General features: G+C 57.0%; 17 protein-coding genes. 6 read left to right on the top strand and 11 right to left on the bottom strand.

Annotated features, from left to right (window positions below; genetic code table 11):
* Positions 1-5 precede the first annotated feature (5 nt).
* The 3 genes from ACZ46I_RS11090 to ACZ46I_RS11080 all read left to right on the top strand — a co-directional run bounded on the left by ACZ46I_RS11090 (position 6) and on the right by ACZ46I_RS11080 (position 5,621).
* Positions 6-1,991: a TRAP transporter permease gene (locus ACZ46I_RS11090; protein WP_464280822.1), complete on the top strand. Its 1,986-nt coding sequence runs from the start codon at positions 6-8 to the stop codon at positions 1,989-1,991.
* A gap of 129 nt (positions 1,992-2,120) precedes the next feature.
* Entirely contained in the window at positions 2,121-4,070 is a 1,950-nt protein-coding gene (locus ACZ46I_RS11085) for a transporter substrate-binding domain-containing protein (RefSeq protein WP_464280821.1), read from the top strand.
* Between the two features lie 174 nt (positions 4,071-4,244).
* Positions 4,245-5,621: a sigma-54-dependent transcriptional regulator gene (locus ACZ46I_RS11080; RefSeq protein ID WP_464280820.1), complete on the top strand. Its 1,377-nt coding sequence runs from the start codon at positions 4,245-4,247 to the stop codon at positions 5,619-5,621.
* 9 nt (positions 5,622-5,630) lie between these two features.
* Here the strand turns inward: ACZ46I_RS11080 and ACZ46I_RS11075 are convergent, their stop codons facing one another.
* The 5 genes from ACZ46I_RS11075 to ACZ46I_RS11055 all read right to left on the bottom strand — a co-directional run bounded on the left by ACZ46I_RS11075 (position 5,631) and on the right by ACZ46I_RS11055 (position 13,346).
* On the bottom strand, positions 5,631-7,547 hold the full coding sequence (locus ACZ46I_RS11075; protein WP_464280819.1) for an ATP-binding cassette domain-containing protein: 1,917 nt from the start codon (positions 7,545-7,547) through the stop codon (positions 5,631-5,633).
* Positions 7,547-8,434: a carbon-nitrogen hydrolase gene (locus ACZ46I_RS11070; protein ID WP_464280818.1), complete on the bottom strand. Its 888-nt coding sequence runs from the start codon at positions 8,432-8,434 to the stop codon at positions 7,547-7,549. Before ACZ46I_RS11070 ends, ACZ46I_RS11075 begins: the two co-directional genes overlap by 1 nt.
* Positions 8,431-9,477 (bottom strand): agmatine deiminase family protein, encoded by a 1,047-nt coding sequence (locus tag ACZ46I_RS11065; protein ID WP_464280817.1) that lies wholly within the window; start codon positions 9,475-9,477, stop codon positions 8,431-8,433. The genes ACZ46I_RS11070 and ACZ46I_RS11065 overlap by 4 nt, the downstream gene beginning before the upstream one ends.
* Positions 9,478-9,622: 145 nt before the next feature.
* On the bottom strand, positions 9,623-12,202 hold the full coding sequence (locus ACZ46I_RS11060) for a TRAP transporter permease (protein WP_464280816.1): 2,580 nt from the start codon (positions 12,200-12,202) through the stop codon (positions 9,623-9,625).
* Between the two features lie 148 nt (positions 12,203-12,350).
* Positions 12,351-13,346 carry a TAXI family TRAP transporter solute-binding subunit gene (locus ACZ46I_RS11055; protein WP_013505794.1) on the bottom strand — a complete coding sequence of 332 codons (996 nt, stop codon included), beginning with the start codon at positions 13,344-13,346 and terminating at the stop codon, positions 12,351-12,353.
* Positions 13,347-13,621: 275 nt separating this feature from the next.
* Between ACZ46I_RS11055 and ACZ46I_RS11050 the strand changes: the two genes are divergently transcribed.
* Positions 13,622-13,996 (top strand): response regulator, encoded by a 375-nt coding sequence (locus ACZ46I_RS11050; RefSeq protein WP_464280815.1) that lies wholly within the window; start codon positions 13,622-13,624, stop codon positions 13,994-13,996.
* Between the two features lie 32 nt (positions 13,997-14,028).
* Positions 14,029-14,223 carry a hypothetical protein gene (locus tag ACZ46I_RS11045; protein WP_464280814.1) on the top strand — a complete coding sequence of 65 codons (195 nt, stop codon included), beginning with the start codon at positions 14,029-14,031 and terminating at the stop codon, positions 14,221-14,223.
* A gap of 72 nt (positions 14,224-14,295) precedes the next feature.
* Here the strand turns inward: ACZ46I_RS11045 and ACZ46I_RS11040 are convergent, their stop codons facing one another.
* The 6 genes from ACZ46I_RS11040 to mltA form a co-directional block, all read right to left on the bottom strand.
* Positions 14,296-15,348, bottom strand: coding sequence for a flagellar basal body P-ring protein FlgI (locus ACZ46I_RS11040; RefSeq protein WP_464280813.1), 1,053 nt, complete (start codon positions 15,346-15,348; stop codon positions 14,296-14,298).
* A 9-nt stretch (positions 15,349-15,357) separates the two neighbouring features.
* Positions 15,358-16,023 carry a flagellar basal body L-ring protein FlgH gene (locus tag ACZ46I_RS11035; RefSeq protein ID WP_464280812.1) on the bottom strand — a complete coding sequence of 222 codons (666 nt, stop codon included), beginning with the start codon at positions 16,021-16,023 and terminating at the stop codon, positions 15,358-15,360.
* Positions 16,024-16,074: 51 nt separating this feature from the next.
* Positions 16,075-16,773 carry a hypothetical protein gene (locus ACZ46I_RS11030; protein WP_464280811.1) on the bottom strand — a complete coding sequence of 233 codons (699 nt, stop codon included), beginning with the start codon at positions 16,771-16,773 and terminating at the stop codon, positions 16,075-16,077.
* A gap of 5 nt (positions 16,774-16,778) precedes the next feature.
* Positions 16,779-17,426, bottom strand: coding sequence for a ribulose-phosphate 3-epimerase (rpe, locus tag ACZ46I_RS11025; RefSeq protein WP_464280810.1), 648 nt, complete (start codon positions 17,424-17,426; stop codon positions 16,779-16,781).
* 16 nt (positions 17,427-17,442) lie between these two features.
* Positions 17,443-18,171: a polyprenyl diphosphate synthase gene (gene uppS, locus ACZ46I_RS11020; protein WP_013505801.1), complete on the bottom strand. Its 729-nt coding sequence runs from the start codon at positions 18,169-18,171 to the stop codon at positions 17,443-17,445.
* A 93-nt stretch (positions 18,172-18,264) separates the two neighbouring features.
* Positions 18,265-19,137, bottom strand: a complete 873-nt coding sequence (mltA, locus tag ACZ46I_RS11015; protein WP_464280809.1) for a murein transglycosylase A — start codon at positions 19,135-19,137, stop codon at positions 18,265-18,267.
* Positions 19,138-19,164: 27 nt separating this feature from the next.
* Between mltA and ACZ46I_RS11010 the strand changes: the two genes are divergently transcribed.
* On the top strand, positions 19,165-19,467 hold the full coding sequence (locus tag ACZ46I_RS11010) for a hypothetical protein (protein ID WP_464280808.1): 303 nt from the start codon (positions 19,165-19,167) through the stop codon (positions 19,465-19,467).
* Positions 19,468-19,579: the final 112 nt, after the last annotated feature.

Here is a 19,579-nt window from a genome sequence, read left to right as displayed (position 1 = left end):
TCCCAATGAGTAAAGAAACACAACAGCCTGACTCGAAGCTGCAGGAAGTTCTCGAGAAATATGATAACGAATCGCGCTTTCGCACCTTCAGTTCCAAGCCCATTACCCTGATCGTCTCCGCCCTGGCGATCACGCTCTCCCTCTACCACCTCTATACCTCTTACTTCGGCACACCGGTGACACTGATTCACCGCTCGCTGCACGTGGCAGTGGTGCTGGGGCTCATTTTTCTACTCTACCCCGCTTCCCGCAAGCTGCGGCGTGACAAGCTGCACTGGTATGACGCGGTACTGGCGCTGATGGCCTTCAGTACCACCATCTATATCATGTTCGAGCATACGGCCATCTATATGCGCGGTGGCATGCCCAACCAGTGGGATCTGCTTTTCGGCGGTATTCTGGTGGTTCTGGTGCTGGAAGGTGCGCGGCGGGTGACCGGCTGGGCTCTGCCTGTGCTGGCCGCTACCTTTTTGCTGTACGGCCTGTTCGGACGACAGTTTTCCGGTATATTCCGTCACCGTGGTTACCTGTGGGAAGATATCGTCAACTTTATGTATGTGACCACCGAAGGCGTCTACGGAACTGCCATCGGTGTTTCAGCCACCTATATCTTTCTCTTTATCCTCTTTGGCGCCTTTCTGGCGAAATCGGGGATGGGCCAGCTCTTTAATGACCTTGCCCTGGCCATTGCCGGACAGTCCCGGGGCGGACCGGCAAAAGTTGCCGTTATCTCCAGTGGCTTTCTGGGAAGTATCAATGGAGCGGCCGTTGCCAATGTGGTGACAACGGGCTCCTTCACCATTCCTCTTATGAAGCGGGTTGGCTATAACCGTGAATTTGCCGGCGCCGTAGAGGCTTCGGCCAGTGTGGGGGGGCAGATTCTGCCGCCGATCATGGGGGCAGCCGCTTTCATCATGGCGGAGGTTCTGGGGGTACCCTATCGCGATATCGCCATTGCCGCCCTGCTGCCCGCTCTGCTCTTTTACCTTGGCGTGATCGTGCAGATTCATCTGCGCGCCACCAAGGATGGCCTGCAGGGAATCTCCCGCGAGAATCTGCCTCGGGTCATGGAAGTGCTCAAGGAGCGCGGACACCTGCTGATACCCCTGCTCTTCCTGATCTTCATGCTCTTCTTTACGGGCAGGACTATCATTTACTCCGCATTTCTGACGATTCTGGTAACGGTGGCAGTGGCCATGCTGCGCCAGACCACGCGCCTGGGTCTGAAGGATATTCTGGATGCCCTGGAAAATGGCGCGCGCTCCGTGGTGCCCGTCGCCATCGCCTGTGCCTGTGTCGGCCTGATCGTGGGTGTGGCGACGCTTACCGGTTTCGGACTGAAACTGGCGAATGGCATTGTTCTGCTGGGTGGTGAGTCCCTTTTCCTGACCCTGGTATTTACCATGATTGCCTGTATCGTCCTCGGCATGGGTCTGCCCAGTATTCCCACCTACATCATCACGGCGACCATGGCGGCACCGGCTCTTGTGGCCATTGGCATTGAGCCCCTGGTAGCGCACCTGTTTGTCTTCTACTTCGGTATCTTCGCCAATATCACGCCTCCCGTGGCGCTGGCATCGTTTGCCGCAGCGGGAATCTCGGGTGGGGATCAGATGAAGACCGGCTTCATGTCCATGAAGCTCTCTATCGCCGGCTTTATTGTTCCCTATATTTTCGTGTATAACAGCTCGTTGCTGCTGATCAACACCACCTTGCTGGAAGGACTGATGGTTACCGCCACCTCCATTGTGGGCGTGGTCATGCTGGGGACTGCGGCGGAAGGATACTTCCTGACCCGTATCAATACCCTGTTGCGGGTGGTGCTCTTCGGTGGAGCACTGCTGTTCATGAACCCGAATATACTTCAGGATATCCTCGGCTTCAGCATCGTATTACTGACGATCTTCATTCAGTGGCGTAAAGCCAGGCGCGAGGGCGGAATCAACCAGCCCACCCTGAATCGATCGAAGGAAGCCGTTGCGGAGGCCTGAGGACACTCTTCACCGTTATGCCAGCGGGGGTGCCGGTGGGCAAGAAGCTGGCGCCACCACTGGCTCTTTATGGAAAGGGAACTTTCTGCCGTGCGTTGTTTATATGTCTTTGTGCTGATGGTGTTCTTCGTGGGAACATCCTTTGGCGAGCCTCGTCATGAATACAGCCATCAGACCCTCATCGTCGCCTATGAACCGGATCTGGCCCCCCTGAATGCCGCGCAGGAAGGGGTGCCAGCCGGTTTTGCCATTGAAGTTCTCGACCGCATTGCCGCCCTGCACCATATCAGGCTGCAGTATGTGCCCATGGCCAGATCCCGTGCCATTGAGGCCATCCGGGAACAGCAGGTTGACATCATCGTCAGCATCCCTTTCTCGCGCAGCTACGCGGAACTCATGGATTTTTCCGAGCCATTCTATTCGACTTCCGTTGGTATCCTCACTCCAGCAGACAGGCATGGCATCGATGCGGTGACGGATCTTTCCGAGACGCTGGTTGCCCTGCAGAGTCACACCATTGAGTATGATTTCCTGAAGAATATCCGGCGCATTCACTACCAGGTTGCCGGCAGCCAGCGTGCCGCCATCGAAGCGTTCCTGCTCGGCCGGGCCGATGTGTTTGTGGGCGATGTCGCCATCGCGGAGCACTATCTGGAACAACACCACCTGGAAGATCGCTACAGCTTCGCGCGCACCTATCTTATGCCGCTGGACTACTCCTTTGCCGTATCCAAAGACAACTATCGCCTGCTGCATACCCTCAACAGCGGTATACGGCATGTCAAGTCGACGGGTGAGTATGGGGATATGTACCAGAAATGGTTCAAAACATCGCAGGAGTTTGCCTCGGGAACGCTGCTGGTGGTCGTGAAAATCACCCTGGCCCTCATCGCGGTCTTTCTGATCCTCTTCCTGGTGGGAGCCCGTTGGAATCGACAGCTGAAGAAGGAAGTGGACCGCAAGACCCGTGATCTCAGCCATCTGAACGCGTCCCTCGTCGAACAGGTTGAACTGACCAGAAATAATGTCGAGTTCCTGCGACAGATTATCGACAGCAGCCCCCGGGGCATCGTCACCCTGAATCGTGAAGGACTGATCACCAAATTCAACCAGAAGGCATCGGTAATCGTGGGGCTCAGGGAACTGCCCCTGGGGGAGCACTATTCCCGGGTGCAGCTGATCAGTGAGCTGCTGAAGAACAAGGCTGATGAGGTTCTCAGTGGCCGGAAAAACTACTATCTCGGTGAAACAAAAGAGTGGGAGCGTGACCCGGAAACCCTCTACCAGCTGCGCTACTATGTCTATCCCCTCTTCAGTTTTGAGCAGCACATCAACGGACTCATCCTGACTTTCGAGGATGTGACCGAAGAGACGGAGCTGCGCAAGAAGCTTTTTGAGCAGGAGAAGAGCAAGGCGTTAAGCCGCGTAGTGGCCGGCATCGCCCATGAAATACGCAACCCTTTGAGTTCCATCAAGACATTCGTGGAACTTATTCCCACCAAGCTCCATAATGAGCGTTTCCAGAAGGAAATATCCACCTACGTGCCCCGTGAGATCACGCGGGTCAATCAGCTCATCGAAGGACTGATCAATTACGCCCGTCCACGGCAGCAGATATTCGAGACCATTGCCGCCAGCACCATTCTGGATGAGTGTTATATTCTCTTCGAACGCAGCGTCATGAACAAAGGATTTGCCCTGTTGCGCGATTATCAGTCCCATCGCCAGATCTGCGTCGACCACAATCAGATCAAGCAGGTGGTCATCAACTTTCTGATTAATGCCCTGGACGCCCTGGAAGAGAAGCGCCTCAAGAGTGGCGAGCCCCTGCACATCACCCTGAGAACCCGCGATAAGGCTGATCGGGTCTGTATCCAGATCGTTGATGATGGAATCGGCATGGATGAGGATGGCCGCGTGAAGGCCCTGGAACCCTTTTTTACCACCAAACCCAAGGGCACCGGACTGGGTATACCCATTGCCGACCAGCTGATCAAGGAGAACCGTGGTGAACTGCATATCTCCAGCAACCAGAAATTTGGCACGGTTATTTCGGTATATTTTGATTCTGCGTTATAATGACATGTACGCATCCCCGCAACAGCAGCCTGACAGTTTGCACCCTGCCTGAGCCAGCACGGGTTGACAGCTCTGAACCTGTCCAGCGAGCAGGCGAGGCATGGGGTAACCCAGTGAGAATGCACAGGCGGCCCTGAGAGTGAACGGGCGCGAAACCACAAATGCCGAGGTACCATGACTCCCATGAATCGCATACTCATACTGGATGATGAAGCGTCCATTGGCGCTTCTCTCTCCTTCGCCCTGGAGGATCAGTATGAGGTCAGTGTCTTCACCGAGCCCCACAGGGCCCTTGAGGAGATCCGCCAGGAGCTCTTTCATATCTGTCTGTTGGATCTCAAAATCGGCAATGTCGATGGTATTGATGTCCTGAAGCAGATCAAGGAGATTCAGCCCGGCATTGAAGTCATCATCATCACGGCCTTCGGCACCATCGAATCCTCGGTAAAAGCGCTGCAGAACGGCGCGTTCACCTATATCACCAAGCCCATCAACATCGATGAGCTCATCGTCAATATCGAGCGGGCCCTTCACTTTAAGCAGCTGAACAGCCAGGTGGAATACCTTTCAAAGGAGCTTGAGAAAAAATACCGCTACGAAGAGCTTATTGGCAAGAGTGATTCCATGCAGAGAATCTATGGTCTGATCGACAAGGTCAAGGATGTCTCCTCGACGGTGCTTATTACCGGGGAGAGTGGCACAGGCAAAGAGCTGGTGGCCCGTGCCATTCATTATTCCGGCAAACGGGCCAAGGAGCCCTTCGAGGTGCTGAACTGTGCCGCCATTCCCGAACAGCTGCTGGAAAGTGAACTGTTCGGATACGAAAAGGGGGCTTTCACCGGAGCCAGCGGTTCACGACAGGGCCGCTTCGAAGTGGCGCAGGGTGGAACCATTTTTCTCGATGAGATTGGCGAAATGTCTCCACCACTGCAGGCCAAACTGCTGCGCGTGTTGCAGAAGCGGGAAATCTCACGGCTGGGCTCCAACAGGACCATCGCCCTGGATGTGCGGGTCATTACGGCCACCAATCGCGACCTGCTGAAAGCCGTCCGCGAAAACAGCTTTCGCGAGGATCTGTATTTCCGCATCAATGTCATTCACCTGCATCTGCCACCGCTGCGCGAACGCACTGAGGATATTCCCATGCTGACGAAGTTTCTGGTGGAGAAATTCTGCCAGGAGCAGGGTACCTGCCCCAAGCGCTTCAGCCGCGCTGCGGAAGCACGGCTGATGAGCTATACCTATCCAGGGAATATCCGGGAATTGGGCAATATCATTGAATCTTCCCTGGTCATGGCCATGGGGGAAATCATAGAAATTCACGATCTGCCGGCCAGCCTCAAGGACAGCGGACCGGTCGCCCATGATGGCGAGCTCCCCAGCCTGAAACCCTTTGTGGGGATGACTCTGCAGCAGCTGCAGGATCTGTTTATTCAGGAGACCCTGGAGATCATGGATGGCCACCGCCGCAAAACGGCTGAAGTGCTCGGCATCAGCGAACGAAACCTGCGCTATCGCCTGAATACCCCCGACAAGCCTGAGCAGCCGTAAAGGATACTTTCAGGCCTGTGATTTTTCCATTTCGCGCACCAGGGACTCCAGTTCCTCCCAGCGCGCAAAGAGCCCTTCCAGCTCTGCCTGCACCTCCTCCAGCTTTGCCTTGGTGGTGGCTATGGATTCCCCCTCCCGCTGGTAGAACTGCGGATCGGCCATAAGGTCGTACAGCTCCTGCTGGCGCTGCTCCAGCTCTTCGATACGTGCGGGCAGCTCCTCAAGCTCCTTTTTCTGCTGAAAGCTCAACTTCGGCTTCGCGGGTCTGCCGGCACCACGGGTCTTTGCCGCCGGTTCCGGAACAACGGTGCGCGCCACAGCCGGAGTCGGGCGCTGGCGAAGCCAGTCGTCGTATCCGCCCACATACTCCCGGAAGCGGCCATCTTCATAGGCAATGGTGCTGGTGACCACATTGTTGAGGAAGGCACGGTCGTGGCTGACCAGCAGCAGGGTGCCCTGATATTCCATCAGCAGTTCTTCCAGCAGTTCCAGCGTCTCCACGTCAAGATCGTTAGTGGGCTCGTCCATGATCAGCAGGTTGGACGGTGCGGCAAAGAGCTTCGCCAGCAGCAGGCGATTGCGCTCACCTCCCGAAAGGGCTTTGACGGGGGTATGGAAGCGCTCAGGGGTGAAGAGAAAGTCCTGAAGATACCCAATCACATGACGGTTCCTGCCATTGATTTCCAGCATGTCGTTGCCATCGGCTACATTCTCCCGCACGCTTTTTTCTTCGTCCAGCTGTTGTCGATGCTGGTCAAAGTAGCGGATATGCAGATTGGTTCCCAGCTCCACTCTTCCCGTGGTGGGAGGAAGCTGCCCCAGCATCAGGCGCAGCAAGGTTGTCTTGCCGCAGCCGTTTGGCCCGATGATACCGATGCGGTCACCGCGCATGATGGTAAGATCCATGGGGGCGACAATGGTTCTGCCATCGACGCTCCAGCCAGCTCCCGTGGCTTCGGCCACCAGGTTACCGGAGCGACCCGCCTGTTGAATTTCCATGCGCGCTTTGCCTTCGGCACTGCGCCTTTGGCTGCGCTGGCGACGAAGCTCCTCAAGGGCGCGTACGCGCCCCATGTTGCGGGTGCGACGGGCCTTGATGCCCTGGCGTATCCACTGCTCCTCTTCGCTGAGTTTGCGGTCGAAGTGCTGCTGCGCTTTGAGCTCATCCTGAAGCACCGCTTCGCGGCGCTCCAGGTATTGGTCGAAGGTGCAGTCCCAGTTGCGCAGGTTGCCCCGGTCAATCTCCACGATGCGCGTTGCCAGGCTGCGCAGGAAGGCTCGATCGTGGGTGATGAAGACTATGGTGCGACTGCTGCGCAGCAGAAAGTCTTCCAGCCAGGTGATGGCGCTGATGTCCAGGTGGTTGGTGGGCTCGTCCAGCAGCAGAATATGGGGATCACTGACCAGGGCTCGACCCAGCAGGACTCGGCGCTTCATGCCGCCGGAAAGTTCCCGGAAAGCCAGGTTGCCATCAAGCTGGAGCAGGCTGACCATACGGTCGATTTCCCCATAGAACTGCCAGGCTCCCTGACTCTCCAGTTCGCGCTGGTACTGGTCCAGCTGCTCAAGCAGACGCTGCTGCGTGGACAACTCAGCACTTTCCAGATGCCGGGTGAGCTGATGATAGGATTCCAGCAGTTGTGCCTTGTCGGCCAGACCACTGGCGATGACTTCCCAGACGCTGCCGTCAAGTTCCCCGGGAATTTCCTGGGGGAGCAGCGAGACACGCAGGTCGGGCTGACGGACTATTTCACCACTGTCGGCGGTGAGAGTGCCGGCCAGGATCTTCATGAGGGTTGACTTGCCCGCGCCGTTGCGACCGGTCAGGCAGATGCGTTCGCCCGCTTCGGCGTGAAATGCGATGCCATCGAGAAGGGGGTGCTGGCCGAAGGCGATGGAGAGATTGCGCAGACTGAGCAGTGCCATCAGCGATCCCGGTAGCGCAGCAGGATGTCGTCATAGGCGTCGATGCGACGATCGCGCAGGAAGGGCCAGATACGGCGCACATCTTCGCTGCGCTGCAGGTCGATATCCACCAGGAGGGTCTCTTCACGGTCTTTGGACGCCTGGGCCAGGAATTCTCCCTGGGGGCCACAGACAAAACTGCTGCCCCAGAAGTCGATACCGCTGGAGGGATTGGCTGGATCGGCTTCCCGCCCGGTGCGGTTGACGCTGATGACGGGCAGGCCGTTGGCAATGGCGTGGCTGCGCTGAATGGTTATCCAGGCATCGCGCTGGCGCTGCTTTTCCGCGTCGGTATCGGTGGGATCCCAGCCGATGGCCGTGGGGTAGAGCAGCAGATCCGCTCCGGCCAGGGCCATGAGTCGCGCCGCTTCAGGGTACCACTGATCCCAGCAGACCAGCACGCCAAGCCTGCCCACAGAGGTCTGGACTGGTTCAAAGCCAAGGTCGCCGGGGGTGAAGTAGAATTTTTCGTAAAATCCCGGATCATCGGGAATATGCATTTTGCGATAGGTGCCGGCGATGGAGCCATCCTTTTCCAGCACCACCGCCGTGTTGTGGTAGAGCCCGGGAGCGCGTTTTTCAAAGAGGGACGTGACCAGCACCACCTGGTGCTGGCGGGCCAGATCGCCAAAAAACGCTGTAGACGGGCCGGGTATGTGTTCGGCCAGGTCGAAACACTCCACCTGCTCCTGCTGACAGAAGTAGAGGCTGCAGTGCAGCTCCTGCAGGACAATCAGCGTGGCCCCGCTGCGAGCAGCGTGCGCGATGGCGCTGGCGGTTCTGTCCATGGTCTGCTGGCGGTTGTCCGTGCATGTCTGCTGTATTAATGCGGTTTTGATGGTGCTCATGGGGTAACGGCTCCTTGGGGAAGTTGCATGGTCACACAGTGCAGTGAACCATGCTGTTCGATCAGGGTCCGGCAGTTGACGCCGATGATTTCGTGGTCGGGAAAGGCGGTGGCAACCACCTGCAGGGCCAGGGCATCGGCGGGATCGCCATAGACGGGAACCAGTACGGCACCGTTAATGATCAGGAAGTTGGCGTAGGTGGCCGGCAGGCGATGGCCGTCGGCGGCATGGCAGGGAGCCGGCCATGGCAGGGGGAGCAGGCGATAGGGTCTGCCATCAGCACAGGTAAAGGAGGCAAGCTGCGCCTCCATGGCCTTGAGGGCGCTGAAGTGGGAGTCGTCGGGGTCGTCGCAGGCGACATACACGATGGTATTGTCGGGACAGAGGCGCGCCAGGGTGTCGATGTGGGCGTCGGTATCATCGCCTTCCAGGTGGCCGTGGTCCAGCCAGAGCACTTTGCGGGCACCCAGGACGGTGCGCAGAATCTGTTCTTCGATCTCCTGCTGGTTCAGCTGTGGGTTGCGATTTGGCTCCAGCAGGCAGTTGGAGGTGGTTAAAATGGTGCCGCGGCCATCGCTTTCAATGCTGCCGCCCTCCAGAACCCAGTCGAAACGGTGTTGGGGCGCGGTGAACGCTCCCAGCTGATGCAGCTGCCGGGTGACGTTATTATCGTGGGTCGCCTCAAACTTTTTGCCCCAGCCGTTGAAGCTGAAGTCGAGCAGCCTCAGCTGCTGCTGATCCTCGACAGTTATGGGACCGAAATCGCGAATCCAGGTGTCATTGGTCTTGATGTCATAACAGCGCACATTCTCCAGCCTGGCACCCGAGCTGGTCAGGTCGGCAAGGGGCATCCGGGTGTCAGGAGCGACGATGATGACCATCTGGCGCTGGCTGATATGGCCGGCAATATCGCAAAAGGTCTGGCGGGCCTGTGTGAGTACGGGTTGCCAGTCGCTGGCCCCGTGGGGCCATGCCAGCAGAATGGCATCCTGTGGTTCCCATTCAGCAGGCAGGCGGCGCTGTGGTGTGTTGGTGGTGGACATGTACATGCTCCATTGCGGTCGTCGATGTGGTCTTTCGGCAGGCAGAGCTGTGTCTGTCCTGCGACGGGAAATAGTAGCACGGTGGAAGGGAAATACAAACAGGGCAGAAGAGGAGTACCCTTCTGCCCTGCAGTGTTCGTCCTGATCAGGTGGCCTGCAGTTTCTGGCGTCTGCGCTGTAGCATGCCTATTGCCACCATGGCAGCAATGGCCGGAATAAACATCAGGTGCTTGGGTGGCTGGTCCTCTTCGCGCTCCACATAGAGGATTTCCCAGTCAAAGTCAAAGCCCATCTGCTGCGCTTTGCTGCCGAAGACCACCATGTCCACGATAACCCGCTGGTCGTCGGTGGTGTGGAGTATAAGGCCCGTCTCTTCAATGCGCGTCATGCCATCGGCGCCTTTTTTTCCCAGGGGCAGCAGGATGATGCGATCAAATTCGCGGCCGTCAAAGGTCTCACCAGCCACGCGCATGCGCAGGGTGTCATGGGAAGGCACCTTCTCGGCAACATCGGCAATGTGCACCGGGTCGAGTTTGGTCATGGGATGGTAGACCATATCCATCCAGAATCCGGGACGGAAGAGGCTGAAAGCAACCACCAGCATGACCAGGGATTCCCACAGGCGATTCTTCACCATCCAGTATCCCTGGGTAGCGGAGGCGAAGGTGAGCATGGCGCCAATGGCACCTGCCACGGTAAAGATCAGCTCCCAGATGTTTGGGATGTCAATCAGCAGCAGTTGTGTATTGAATATGAACATAAAGGGCAGGATCGCGGTGCGCATATCGTAGGTGAAGCCCTGGATGCCGGTGGCAATGGGATCGCTGCGTGATATGGCGGCAGCGGCATAGGCCGCCAGTCCCACCGGTGGAGTGTCGTCGGCCAGAATCCCGAAGTAGAAGACAAAGAGGTGGACGGCGATCAGGGGCACAATGAGGCCGTGTTGTGCGCCCAGGGCCACGATGACCGGAGCCATCAGGGTGGATACGACGATGTAGTTAGCAGTGGTGGGCAGGCCCATCCCCAGAATCAGACTGATGATCGCCGTAAAGATCAGCATGAGCATAAGGTTGCCACCGGAGATGAATTCTACCAGATCCGTCATGACAAGTCCGATACCGGTCAGGGTCACGGTGCCCACCACGATGCCGGCGGTAGCCGTTGCCACGCCGATGCCGATCATGTTCCGCGCGCCGGTAACCAGGCCGCTGAACAGATCATCAATGCCTCGATACACGGCGGGTACAATATCGCCGGAGCGGCGGAAGAAGGCCAGTACAGGTCGCTGGGTAATCAGGATAAAGACCATGAAGGTGGTGGCCCAGAAGGCGGAAAGGCCCGGGCTGAAACGCTCCACCATCAGGCACCATACCAGGACAAAGACCGGCAGCAGGAAGTGCAGTCCGGAAAGGAGAATGGGCTTGAGGGCCGGGACTTCCTTGAGGGACTCCACCGACAGTTCCTCGCCGCTGTCAGGGTAACGGGAAGCCACGCGCAGAAGCGCGACATAGGCCACGCCCATGGCCACGGCCAGCACCACGGAGGCCACGGGACCGAAAACATCGCGGGTCCAGCCCACCCCGTAATAGACCAGCAGGGAGAGAAGACACATACCCAGGAAGGTTCCCACAAAGGACAGCGCGCTGCGGGCCATGGAGGACTGAGCCGTGCGGGGCAGGCCTTTCATGTTGGCTTTGACGGCTTCCAGGTGCACGATATAGATGAGGGCGATGTAGGAGATGATGGCGGGCAGAAGGGCGTGTTTAATGACTTCCAGATAGGAGATTCCCACGTACTCCACCATCAGGAATGCCGCAGCGCCCATGATGGGAGGTGTCAGCTGGCCATTGGTAGAGGCCGCAACCTCGATGGCGCCCGCCTTGGTGCCGGGGAAGCCGACCCGTTTCATGAGGGGAATGGTAAAGGTTCCGGTGGTGACCACATTGGCTATGGAAGAACCGGAAATGATGCCACTGAAGCCGGAGGCAACCACGGCGGCTTTGGCTGGTCCGCCGCGCATGTGTCCCAGCAGGGAGAAGGCGACTTTAATAAAGTAGGCTCCGGCCCCAGCTCGCTCAAGCAGAGAGCCAAAAAGGACAAAGAGAAACACAAAGCTTGAGGATACGCCAATGGCCACGCCGAAGACCCCTTCAGTGGTCAGCCACTGGTGGGACATGGTGCGTCCCAGGCTGGCACCCCGGTGGGAGATGAGTTCCGGCATATAGGGGCCGAAAAATGTATAACCGAGAAAGACAATGGCTACGATCATCAGGGGGAGCCCCAGCGAGCGTCGCGTTGCTTCCAGCAGCAGGATAATGCCGATAACGGCCACCACCAGATCCTGGGTGATGGGAGCTCCGGCACGGGTCGCCAGACTGTCATAGAAGAAGTAGAGGTAGCTGGCGCTCATGGTTGCCGCGATGGCCAGTATCCAGTCGAGTATGGGGATGGAGTCGCGGGGCGAGCTCTTCAGGGCCGGATAAGCTGTCAGGGCCAGAAATACCGCAAAGGAAAGGTGGATGGAGCGTGCTTCGGTGGTATTAAAGACCCCGAAACCCAGCGCAAATGGCAGGGGCGAGGCATACCAGAGCTGAAACAGCGACCATGTCAACGCCACGGTCCAGATGATTTTCCCCTGGATTCCCATTGGCTGGCGGCCTCCGGTCTCTGATTGTGTGATCCGCTCCAGCTCCTCAGGAGTGGGTGGCTGTTTGGCTGGTGTCATAGGGTCCCTTTCGTGCGCAGATTCAAGACTTAGATGCGAGTGTCAGCAGAGATTTGATTGCTGGCTCACTTTCGTAAAGCCATTGAGAATAGCCTTGCGAAAAGAAGCGGAATCAAAGCGGGGGAGCATGTGCTCCCCCAGTTGGTGATTACTTGATGAGTCCGACTTCCCGGAAGTATTTTTCCGCACCGGGATGCAGGGGGATGGCAATGGCATCGGAGACCATGGATTCTTTATCCAGGTGCTCAAGGGCCGGGTGCAGGCGCTTGAACTGGTCAAGGCCTTCAAAGAGAGACTTGACCATCTGGTAGACCACGTTCTCGGGGACGTTGGTGGACGCGACCAGAAGAGCTCCAACGCCAAAAGTTTGTACATCATTGGGGTTGCCGCGGTACATGCCGCCGGGGATAGTGGCAGTACGGTAGTAGGGACGCTCGGCGATCATCTTTTCCACCGCTTCACCGGCGACTTCAACGATAACACTGTCGCAGGTGGTCGTGGCTTCCTGAATGGAACCATTGGGGTGACCGACAAAGTAGACCATGGCGTCTATCTGGTTATTGCACAGGGCGATGGATTGCTCAGCTGCCTTCAGGTCGAAGGTGGCGCTGAACACGGAGTGATCCCAGCCAAGGGTTTCCAACAGCAGGTCCATGGAAGCACGTTGTCCTGAGCCAGGGTCACCGATGCTCACGCGCTTGCCGCGAAGATCAGCAAATTTGGTGGCGTTGGCGTCTTTGCGTGCGATCACGGTAAAGGCTTCAGGGTGGATGGAGAACAGGGCGCGCAGATTTTTGTTGGGGCCGGCATCGGAGAAACGGCTGGTGCCGTGATAGGCATGGTACTGCCAGTCGGACTGTACAATTCCCACGTCAAGTTCGCCGGCGCGGATGCTGTTGAGGTTGAAAATAGAACCACCGGTTGATTCCACGGTGCAGCGGATACCATGGTCAGCGCGATTGGCATTGACCAGACGGCAGATAGCGCCGCCTACCGGATAATAAACACCTGTTACTCCACCAGTTCCAATGGTGACAAACTGCTGCTGTGAACGCTGGGCCGAAACGTTGGATGCAAAGGTCAGTGAAATGGCAACGGCGGCAGTGCCTACCAGTGCCCGTTTCAGGTACTTTCTGAAAGTCATAGTCTCCTCCTTCATAATTTTGCAACATCGGGGACCAAATTTACTTCTCAATTATATATAGGGCAGCTTTTTATGAACTGTCAATCAGTCATTCCCTGAAGGGTTGATAATCTGTCCTGTATGGCGCCAGGCAGGCACTCAGTGCTCAGGCATTTCCCGTTCAATAAAACAGCGTTACCGTAAGCGGTCTGCAATCTGTGAAAAAGTACGCCCTATAGCTTCCCATTTACCGTGGAAGGTATTATAGTGCCAGAAAACCTCAGGAAGGAGTCGCCATGGCGACCATTCTCCTCATCGAGGACAATGAACTGAACTGTGACATGCTGACCAGGCGCCTGACCCGCAAAGGATATGAGGTCATCACGGCTGGTGATGGAGCGGAGGGTTTGCGGAAGGCCACCGAGCATCAGCCCGATCTGATCCTGATGGATATGAGCCTGCCGGTTATGGATGGCTGGGAGGCGACGCGCAGAATCCGCGATAACCAGCGCACCACTCATATCCCGGTGCTGGCGTTGACAGCCCACGCTCTGCCTGAGGATAGACGCCGGGCCTTTGAGGTCGGCTGCAGTGACTTCGAGAGCAAGCCGGTACATTTGCCACAGCTTCTGGAGAAGATAGCCGACTTGCTTGAAAAGTGCGGGAAATAGCAGGAATTCTGTGGTTGCTCAGGAGGTGTGGCATGCAGAAAGATCAAGAAGTAAAACAGACCAGGCGTCAGCTCAGAAAGCTGATTACGTTCCTCATTCTGGCGGTCATTTTCTTTACCGCACTGGGGATATACGCCTACTTTACCCCCAAACCCTATAAGTTTATAGACACGCAGATTGAGATGCGCAAGCGTGATCATCCACAGGGTATAGGCGCGGTACAGTAAAAGATGATTCACATAATACCGGAAAAGGGGCCCGACTCTCTGAGTCGGGCCCCTTTTTACTGCAACAACGGGTCAGATGAATTCCAGATCACCGCTGAGGGCACCTGCCTGCTTCATGGCCTGCAGAATGGCGATCATGTCCTCGGCGGTCATGCCCATGCGATTGAGAGCATCCACCACATTGCCGATGCTTATTCCATTTTCGAAGAGAGCGACCCGGTCGTTGCGTCCGGGTTCAACCACTTCTCCTTCGTCATTGAACTGTGGCTCAATGCGCACGGTCAGGTTGCCGTGGCTGACGGCGACGGTGCTCAGGCGAATATCCGAACCCACCACGATGGTTCCGGTGCGTTCGTTGACGATGATCTTGCCGGAATTGGAGAGTTGCACGGGAATGGTTTCCAACTGTGCGATAAAGCGGGGGATATTGTTTCTGAGGTTTTCCGGCACGATCACTTCGATGACGCCGGAGGAGCGAGCATGGGCTATTTCTTCGCCATATTGGTTGTTAATGGCATCCTGAGCATTGTTGGCGGCGATAAAGTCCGCATTCTTGAGCAGCAGGGTGATGCTGCTGCGGCCTTCGAGGCTGAAGGGGATGGAGCGCTCGACAATGGCTCCATTGACAATCCTGCCGGCGGTGGCATGGGCGGCATTGGCGGAGCCACCAAGGCTCACCTGCCCCTGGGCGACGGCGTACACATCTCCATTGGGAGCCTTCAGCGGCGTCAACAGCAGGGTGCCTCCCTGCAGGCTGTCGGCGTTGCCCATACTGGAAACAGTGATGTCGATACGGGCTCCCGGACTGGCAAAGGGAGGCAGCATGGCGGTGACCATGACGGCAGCGACGTTGTCGACGTTAATGTCGTCGGGATGAGCGGAAATGCCCATGCGGCTGAGCATGTTTGTCAGTGACTGATTGGTGAATCCGGTGCGGCTGCCGTCACCAGTGCCATCCAGTCCAACCACCAGACCGTAGCCGATGAGCTGGTTATAGCGGACGCCTTCGACGGTGGCGATTTCCTTCAGCGATGCCACGGGGCCAGCGCTGACCGGCGCGACCATCAGAAAGGCTGCCAGTGCGAGGGGAATAAGCAGATAGAGGGTGTCGAGAATGCGTTGCATGTCGTGCTCCTAGAATGGCCAGATGGTGTTCAGGAAGGTGGTGCCCCAGCCCGGCTTGCGCGAAGCGGCCAGTGCGCCACTGCCGGTATACATGATCTGGGCATCGGCGAGGGCGGAGGACATGACGGTGTTGTCGGCGTCAATATCTTCGGGACGGATGACTCCGCTGACAAAGAGCACCTGCTTCTCGTTGTCGATCATGATTTCGCGCTTGCCGCGCAGAACCATGTTGCCGTTATTGAGTACCTTGACGATGCGTGTTGATACGGTGGCGGTGATGTTGTCGGCTTTCTGGAGCTGCCCGGAACCGGAAAAGCTGTTCCCCGCGTTTGCCTGCACGGCGGGATTCAGTGATCCGCGCTCTTTGCCAAGCACTGAAGTGACTCCCATATTCACCGAGCTGTCGCGGGAAGTGGCAACGTTACCGCTGTTACTGGCCGAGCTGGATTCGACAACTCGCACGGTGATGATGTCGTTGATACGACGGGCTTTTTGATCAAGGAAGTAGATGCTGGTGACATTGGTGTCACTCCAGAGACTTCCATTTTGTACGCTGCGATCATCGGGGGCGACTTCATAGTCTTCCACGTGACTGAGCTCGGGAATGGTATACTGAACTTTCTGTGAGCACCCCACCAGGGCCAGGGCACTGAAGAGCAGAAGTAAGACACGCATATTACTCTCCTCATGATTTTTACAGAGGAGCATGCAGGTTTTATGCCAGGGCTATTTCCACTGTCCGTTGTCTTCGGTGAATCCTTCCCAGATCTTGAGGTGCAGGGGTTTTACCGAGTCGGGGGGCTTGGGGCGGTACATTTCGTGAACCTTGTCCGTCACCAGTTTTCCCGCGATCAGGGCCAGTTCGCTCATGTTGGGGGCCTGCTGGCTGAGGCTTGGATACATGTTGTCAAAGAGTCCGGCGTTGAATTTCCCGAGCACGGCCACATCGCCATACCACAGGGTCATGCCGTCGGAGGCGCGCACCAGGCGCACCGTACTGTTGATGAGGGACTCATTGACACCATCCACATAGGAGCGCACGTGACCGACGATAATATATTTGTAGCGCTCCTGGCGGGCGAACTCTATGGCGCGTCGTATCTCCTGCTCTTCATTGGCCCCTGGCTCCAGGCTGAACCAGCTGTTGGAGTCAATGTCCTCCACCGCGAAAAACAGACGCTTGAGGTGAAAGGCCTGCACGGTGGAGAGACCCATCATGCGTCCGGAAAACTGGGCGTCCCGCGCTGGTTTGAAGTTGAGTACTCCCAGCGTGTGGTCGCGAAAGTCGGTGGTGACGGAAGGGTACATGGAAATATATTCAGTGACCCGCGTTGTGTAGTTTTTTCCGGTGTAAATTTTTCCGGCGCAGCCAGCTGCCAGCAAAGCGATCAGCAGCATGCCAATGGCCGTGATTCGGGACGTCATGGTATTCACCGGCACTGCTGGCGCAGGGCGTTGATGGTGTGCCCGTAGTCCGGTGTGGAGAATATGGCGCTGCCGGCCACAAAGGTGTCAGCGCCGGCACGGTGGATCTGGGCGATGTTGTCCATGGTCACTCCTCCGTCAACTTCAATGGAAATATCCTTGCCTGTGGCGCTGATCATGGCGCGCAGACGACGGATTTTGTCCAGTGAGGCGTCGATGAACTTCTGACCGCCAAAGCCGGGGTTGACGCTCATGATAAGCACCATGTCCAGGTCGGGCAGAACTTCTTCTATCATGCACAGGGGCGTAGCTGGATTGAGGGAAACGCCAACCTGTCTGCCGAGGGCTTTTACCTGGTGGATCGCCCGGTGCAGGTGGACGTCGGATTCGGCGTGCAGTGTGATGAGATCTGCTCCGGCATCGGCAAAAGCTTCAACATACTGCTGTGGGTTGGCAATCATCAGGTGAACATCAAGAGGAACGCTGGTGTGCTTTTTCAGGGAGGCGACCACGGGGGGGCCGATGGTGATGTTCGGTACGAAATGGCCATCCATGACATCCACATGGATGAGATCCGCGCCGGTGCAGCGGTCGATGTCTTCCCCAAGGCGGGCGAAGTCGGCAGAGAGAATACTTGGTGCAATGCGAATCATGGGTACCTCAGGGGGATTATTTGCCAAAGCGTCGGGTGCGTCGGGTGAAGTCCTCCAGCGCCGCTGCCATTTCCGTTTCAGTGAAGTCGGGCCACAGGGTCGGCGTGAAATACAGTTCGCTGTACGCGGACTGGAAGGTGAGAAAATTGCTCAAGCGCATCTCTCCGCTGGTGCGAACAATATAATCACATTCGCCGAGCTCGGGGAAGTAGCAGTGCTCAAGGAGCGTCTGAATAGAGATATCTTCCAGCTTCATATGCCCTTGCAGAAGTTTATTGCCGATATTGCGAACGCTGTCAACAACTTCCTGTTGCCCACCATAGGAGATGGCCAGCACCAGAGTGGTGCCGGTATTGCTCGCTGAGCGTTCTTCGGCTTCCCTGATCAGGCGCACCAACTCAGACGAGAAGCGGTCAATGGTGCCGATGGCGCGGAAGCGGATATTGTTTTCCATCATGATTGGCATCTCTTCTTCGAGATAGCTCTTGAGGGCAAGATTCAGAAATGCCACTTCGGCGGCATCGCGATTCCAGTTCTCGGTACTGAAGGCGTACAGGGTCACATAGGGAATATGGCGACGGGCCAGGTAGGTGACGATGGTGCGAGCCACCTCCATGCCTCTGGCGTGTCCTTCAATGCGCTCCATACCTCGCTGCTGCGCCCAGCGCCCGTTTCCATCCATGATGATACCCAGGTGGCGTGGGAGGGTCTCGCGGTCGTGATGTGGCTCAGGGGTGGTATTCAATGGAGTGTCCTTCGCGTGGAGTGGTCAAATGGGATTCAAGGGCTTATGTAACTGCTTTGACGCAGTGTTGTCAACTGTTCGCCTGATGCGTGGTCAGGGCCCCGGCTGCTTCGGCAGGAAGATATAGAGATTTCCCTGCTCTTTCATGTGACCTGCCAGCAGTTCCGCATCCTGACCGAATCCGAAGAACAGGTCAATGCGGGCCGGCCCCTTGATGGCGGCCCCGCGATCCTGGGCTACAGTCAGGATTGTGATGGGCTCGTCGCTGAGCGGGTTCCTGGTCTGGAGAAACACCGGAGTGCCTGTGGGGATAGAGGCGGGGTCGGTTGCCACCGACCGCCAGGGGGTGAGCACGACTCCGGCACTGCCAAGGGGGCTGCGCAGCGGATCGAGTTCGCGGAAGAAGATATAGCGCGGGTTGTGGTGCAGCAACGGCATGCTGCGCTCCGGGTTCTGCCTGAGCCAGGCTCTGATGGCCTGCATTGACATCTCTTCACGGCTGATGGCTCCTTCGTCGATCAGAACCCTGCCGATGGAGCGATAGGGGTGCCCGTTATGGTCGGCAAATCCTACGGACACAAAAGATCCATCGGTCAGCTGAATTCGTCCGGAGCCCTGTACGTGAAGGAAAAAGAGGTCGACGGGGTCAGCAACCCAGGCGATTGGCTGTGGGGTGTGCGCTTTGCCCTGGTCAATGTCCCGGCGCGTCCAGTAGGGCAGAACACGCCGGTTTTCCAGGCGTCCCCGCGGGTCGGTCCCCTGAACCTGGACTCCCAGTTCAACCCGCAGCATATCTTCGGGCACTCTGTGTACCGGATAGCGGAAGTGGTCGCTGGACGTGAGGCTGCCTTGCAGCAGGGGTTCATAGTAGCCGGTGATCAAGGTGCGGGACTGCGCGGCGGCAGGATTGACACGGTGCGGCTCGAAGTGCTCGTGCAGGAAGGCGAGGATACGTCGCTGATCCATGTTCTGACTGGAGGTGGCCTGACAGATGTGGGTCCAGTCGCTGCGGTCGGTTTGCACCTGCTGACAGGTGCGAACAAACGCCTGCCAGAATTCCGTCAGATTATCATCCGCAAGGCCGCTCAGTTCATTCCAGGTGGATTTTTTGAGCAGTGGTGGCTCCTGGGGTGCCTTGAGGGTGCAACCTGTGAGAAAAAGAGCCAGCAGAAAAAGAAAGAAAAATATCAGGAGGTTTTTCGTGAAATGAAGGAGAACAGAACATCTTTTCGATTTACGGGCTGCTGTGGAAGTCAGTTTGCTATCCCCTTAGTTTCAAGGTGTTTTCATTTGTGAATTGGTTGATTTTCAGCCGATATTGCTTGCATTTTGCCATGTTACTTTATACATAGTAATGCTGTTTTGGAGATTTTTTATAACACATATAACCAAAAAATTTGAGAAATGG

It is taken from the genome of Desulfurispirillum alkaliphilum, from assembly GCF_055378285.1.
This window is presented reverse-complemented; position numbering and strand designations above follow the sequence as displayed.

Coding starts and splice junctions, on each gene's coding strand:
- ACZ46I_RS11035 (WP_464280812.1), bottom strand. CDS start 16,023: ATGCGTGTCTTACTTCTGCTCTTCAGTGCCCTGGCCCTGGTGGGGTGC.
- rpe (WP_464280810.1), bottom strand. CDS start 17,426: ATGATTCGCATTGCACCAAGTATTCTCTCTGCCGACTTCGCCCGCCTT.
- mltA (WP_464280809.1), bottom strand. CDS start 19,137: ATGGATCAGCGACGTATCCTCGCCTTCCTGCACGAGCACTTCGAGCCG.
- ACZ46I_RS11055 (WP_013505794.1), bottom strand. CDS start 13,346: ATGACTTTCAGAAAGTACCTGAAACGGGCACTGGTAGGCACTGCCGCC.
- ACZ46I_RS11070 (WP_464280818.1), bottom strand. CDS start 8,434: ATGAGCACCATCAAAACCGCATTAATACAGCAGACATGCACGGACAAC.
- ACZ46I_RS11060 (WP_464280816.1), bottom strand. CDS start 12,202: ATGACACCAGCCAAACAGCCACCCACTCCTGAGGAGCTGGAGCGGATC.
- ACZ46I_RS11030 (WP_464280811.1), bottom strand. CDS start 16,773: ATGACGTCCCGAATCACGGCCATTGGCATGCTGCTGATCGCTTTGCTG.
- ACZ46I_RS11080 (WP_464280820.1), top strand. CDS start 4,245: ATGACTCCCATGAATCGCATACTCATACTGGATGATGAAGCGTCCATT.
- ACZ46I_RS11065 (WP_464280817.1), bottom strand. CDS start 9,477: ATGTCCACCACCAACACACCACAGCGCCGCCTGCCTGCTGAATGGGAA.
- ACZ46I_RS11040 (WP_464280813.1), bottom strand. CDS start 15,348: ATGCAACGCATTCTCGACACCCTCTATCTGCTTATTCCCCTCGCACTG.
- ACZ46I_RS11045 (WP_464280814.1), top strand. CDS start 14,029: ATGCAGAAAGATCAAGAAGTAAAACAGACCAGGCGTCAGCTCAGAAAG.
- ACZ46I_RS11075 (WP_464280819.1), bottom strand. CDS start 7,547: ATGGCACTGCTCAGTCTGCGCAATCTCTCCATCGCCTTCGGCCAGCAC.
- ACZ46I_RS11090 (WP_464280822.1), top strand. CDS start 6: ATGAGTAAAGAAACACAACAGCCTGACTCGAAGCTGCAGGAAGTTCTC.
- ACZ46I_RS11050 (WP_464280815.1), top strand. CDS start 13,622: ATGGCGACCATTCTCCTCATCGAGGACAATGAACTGAACTGTGACATG.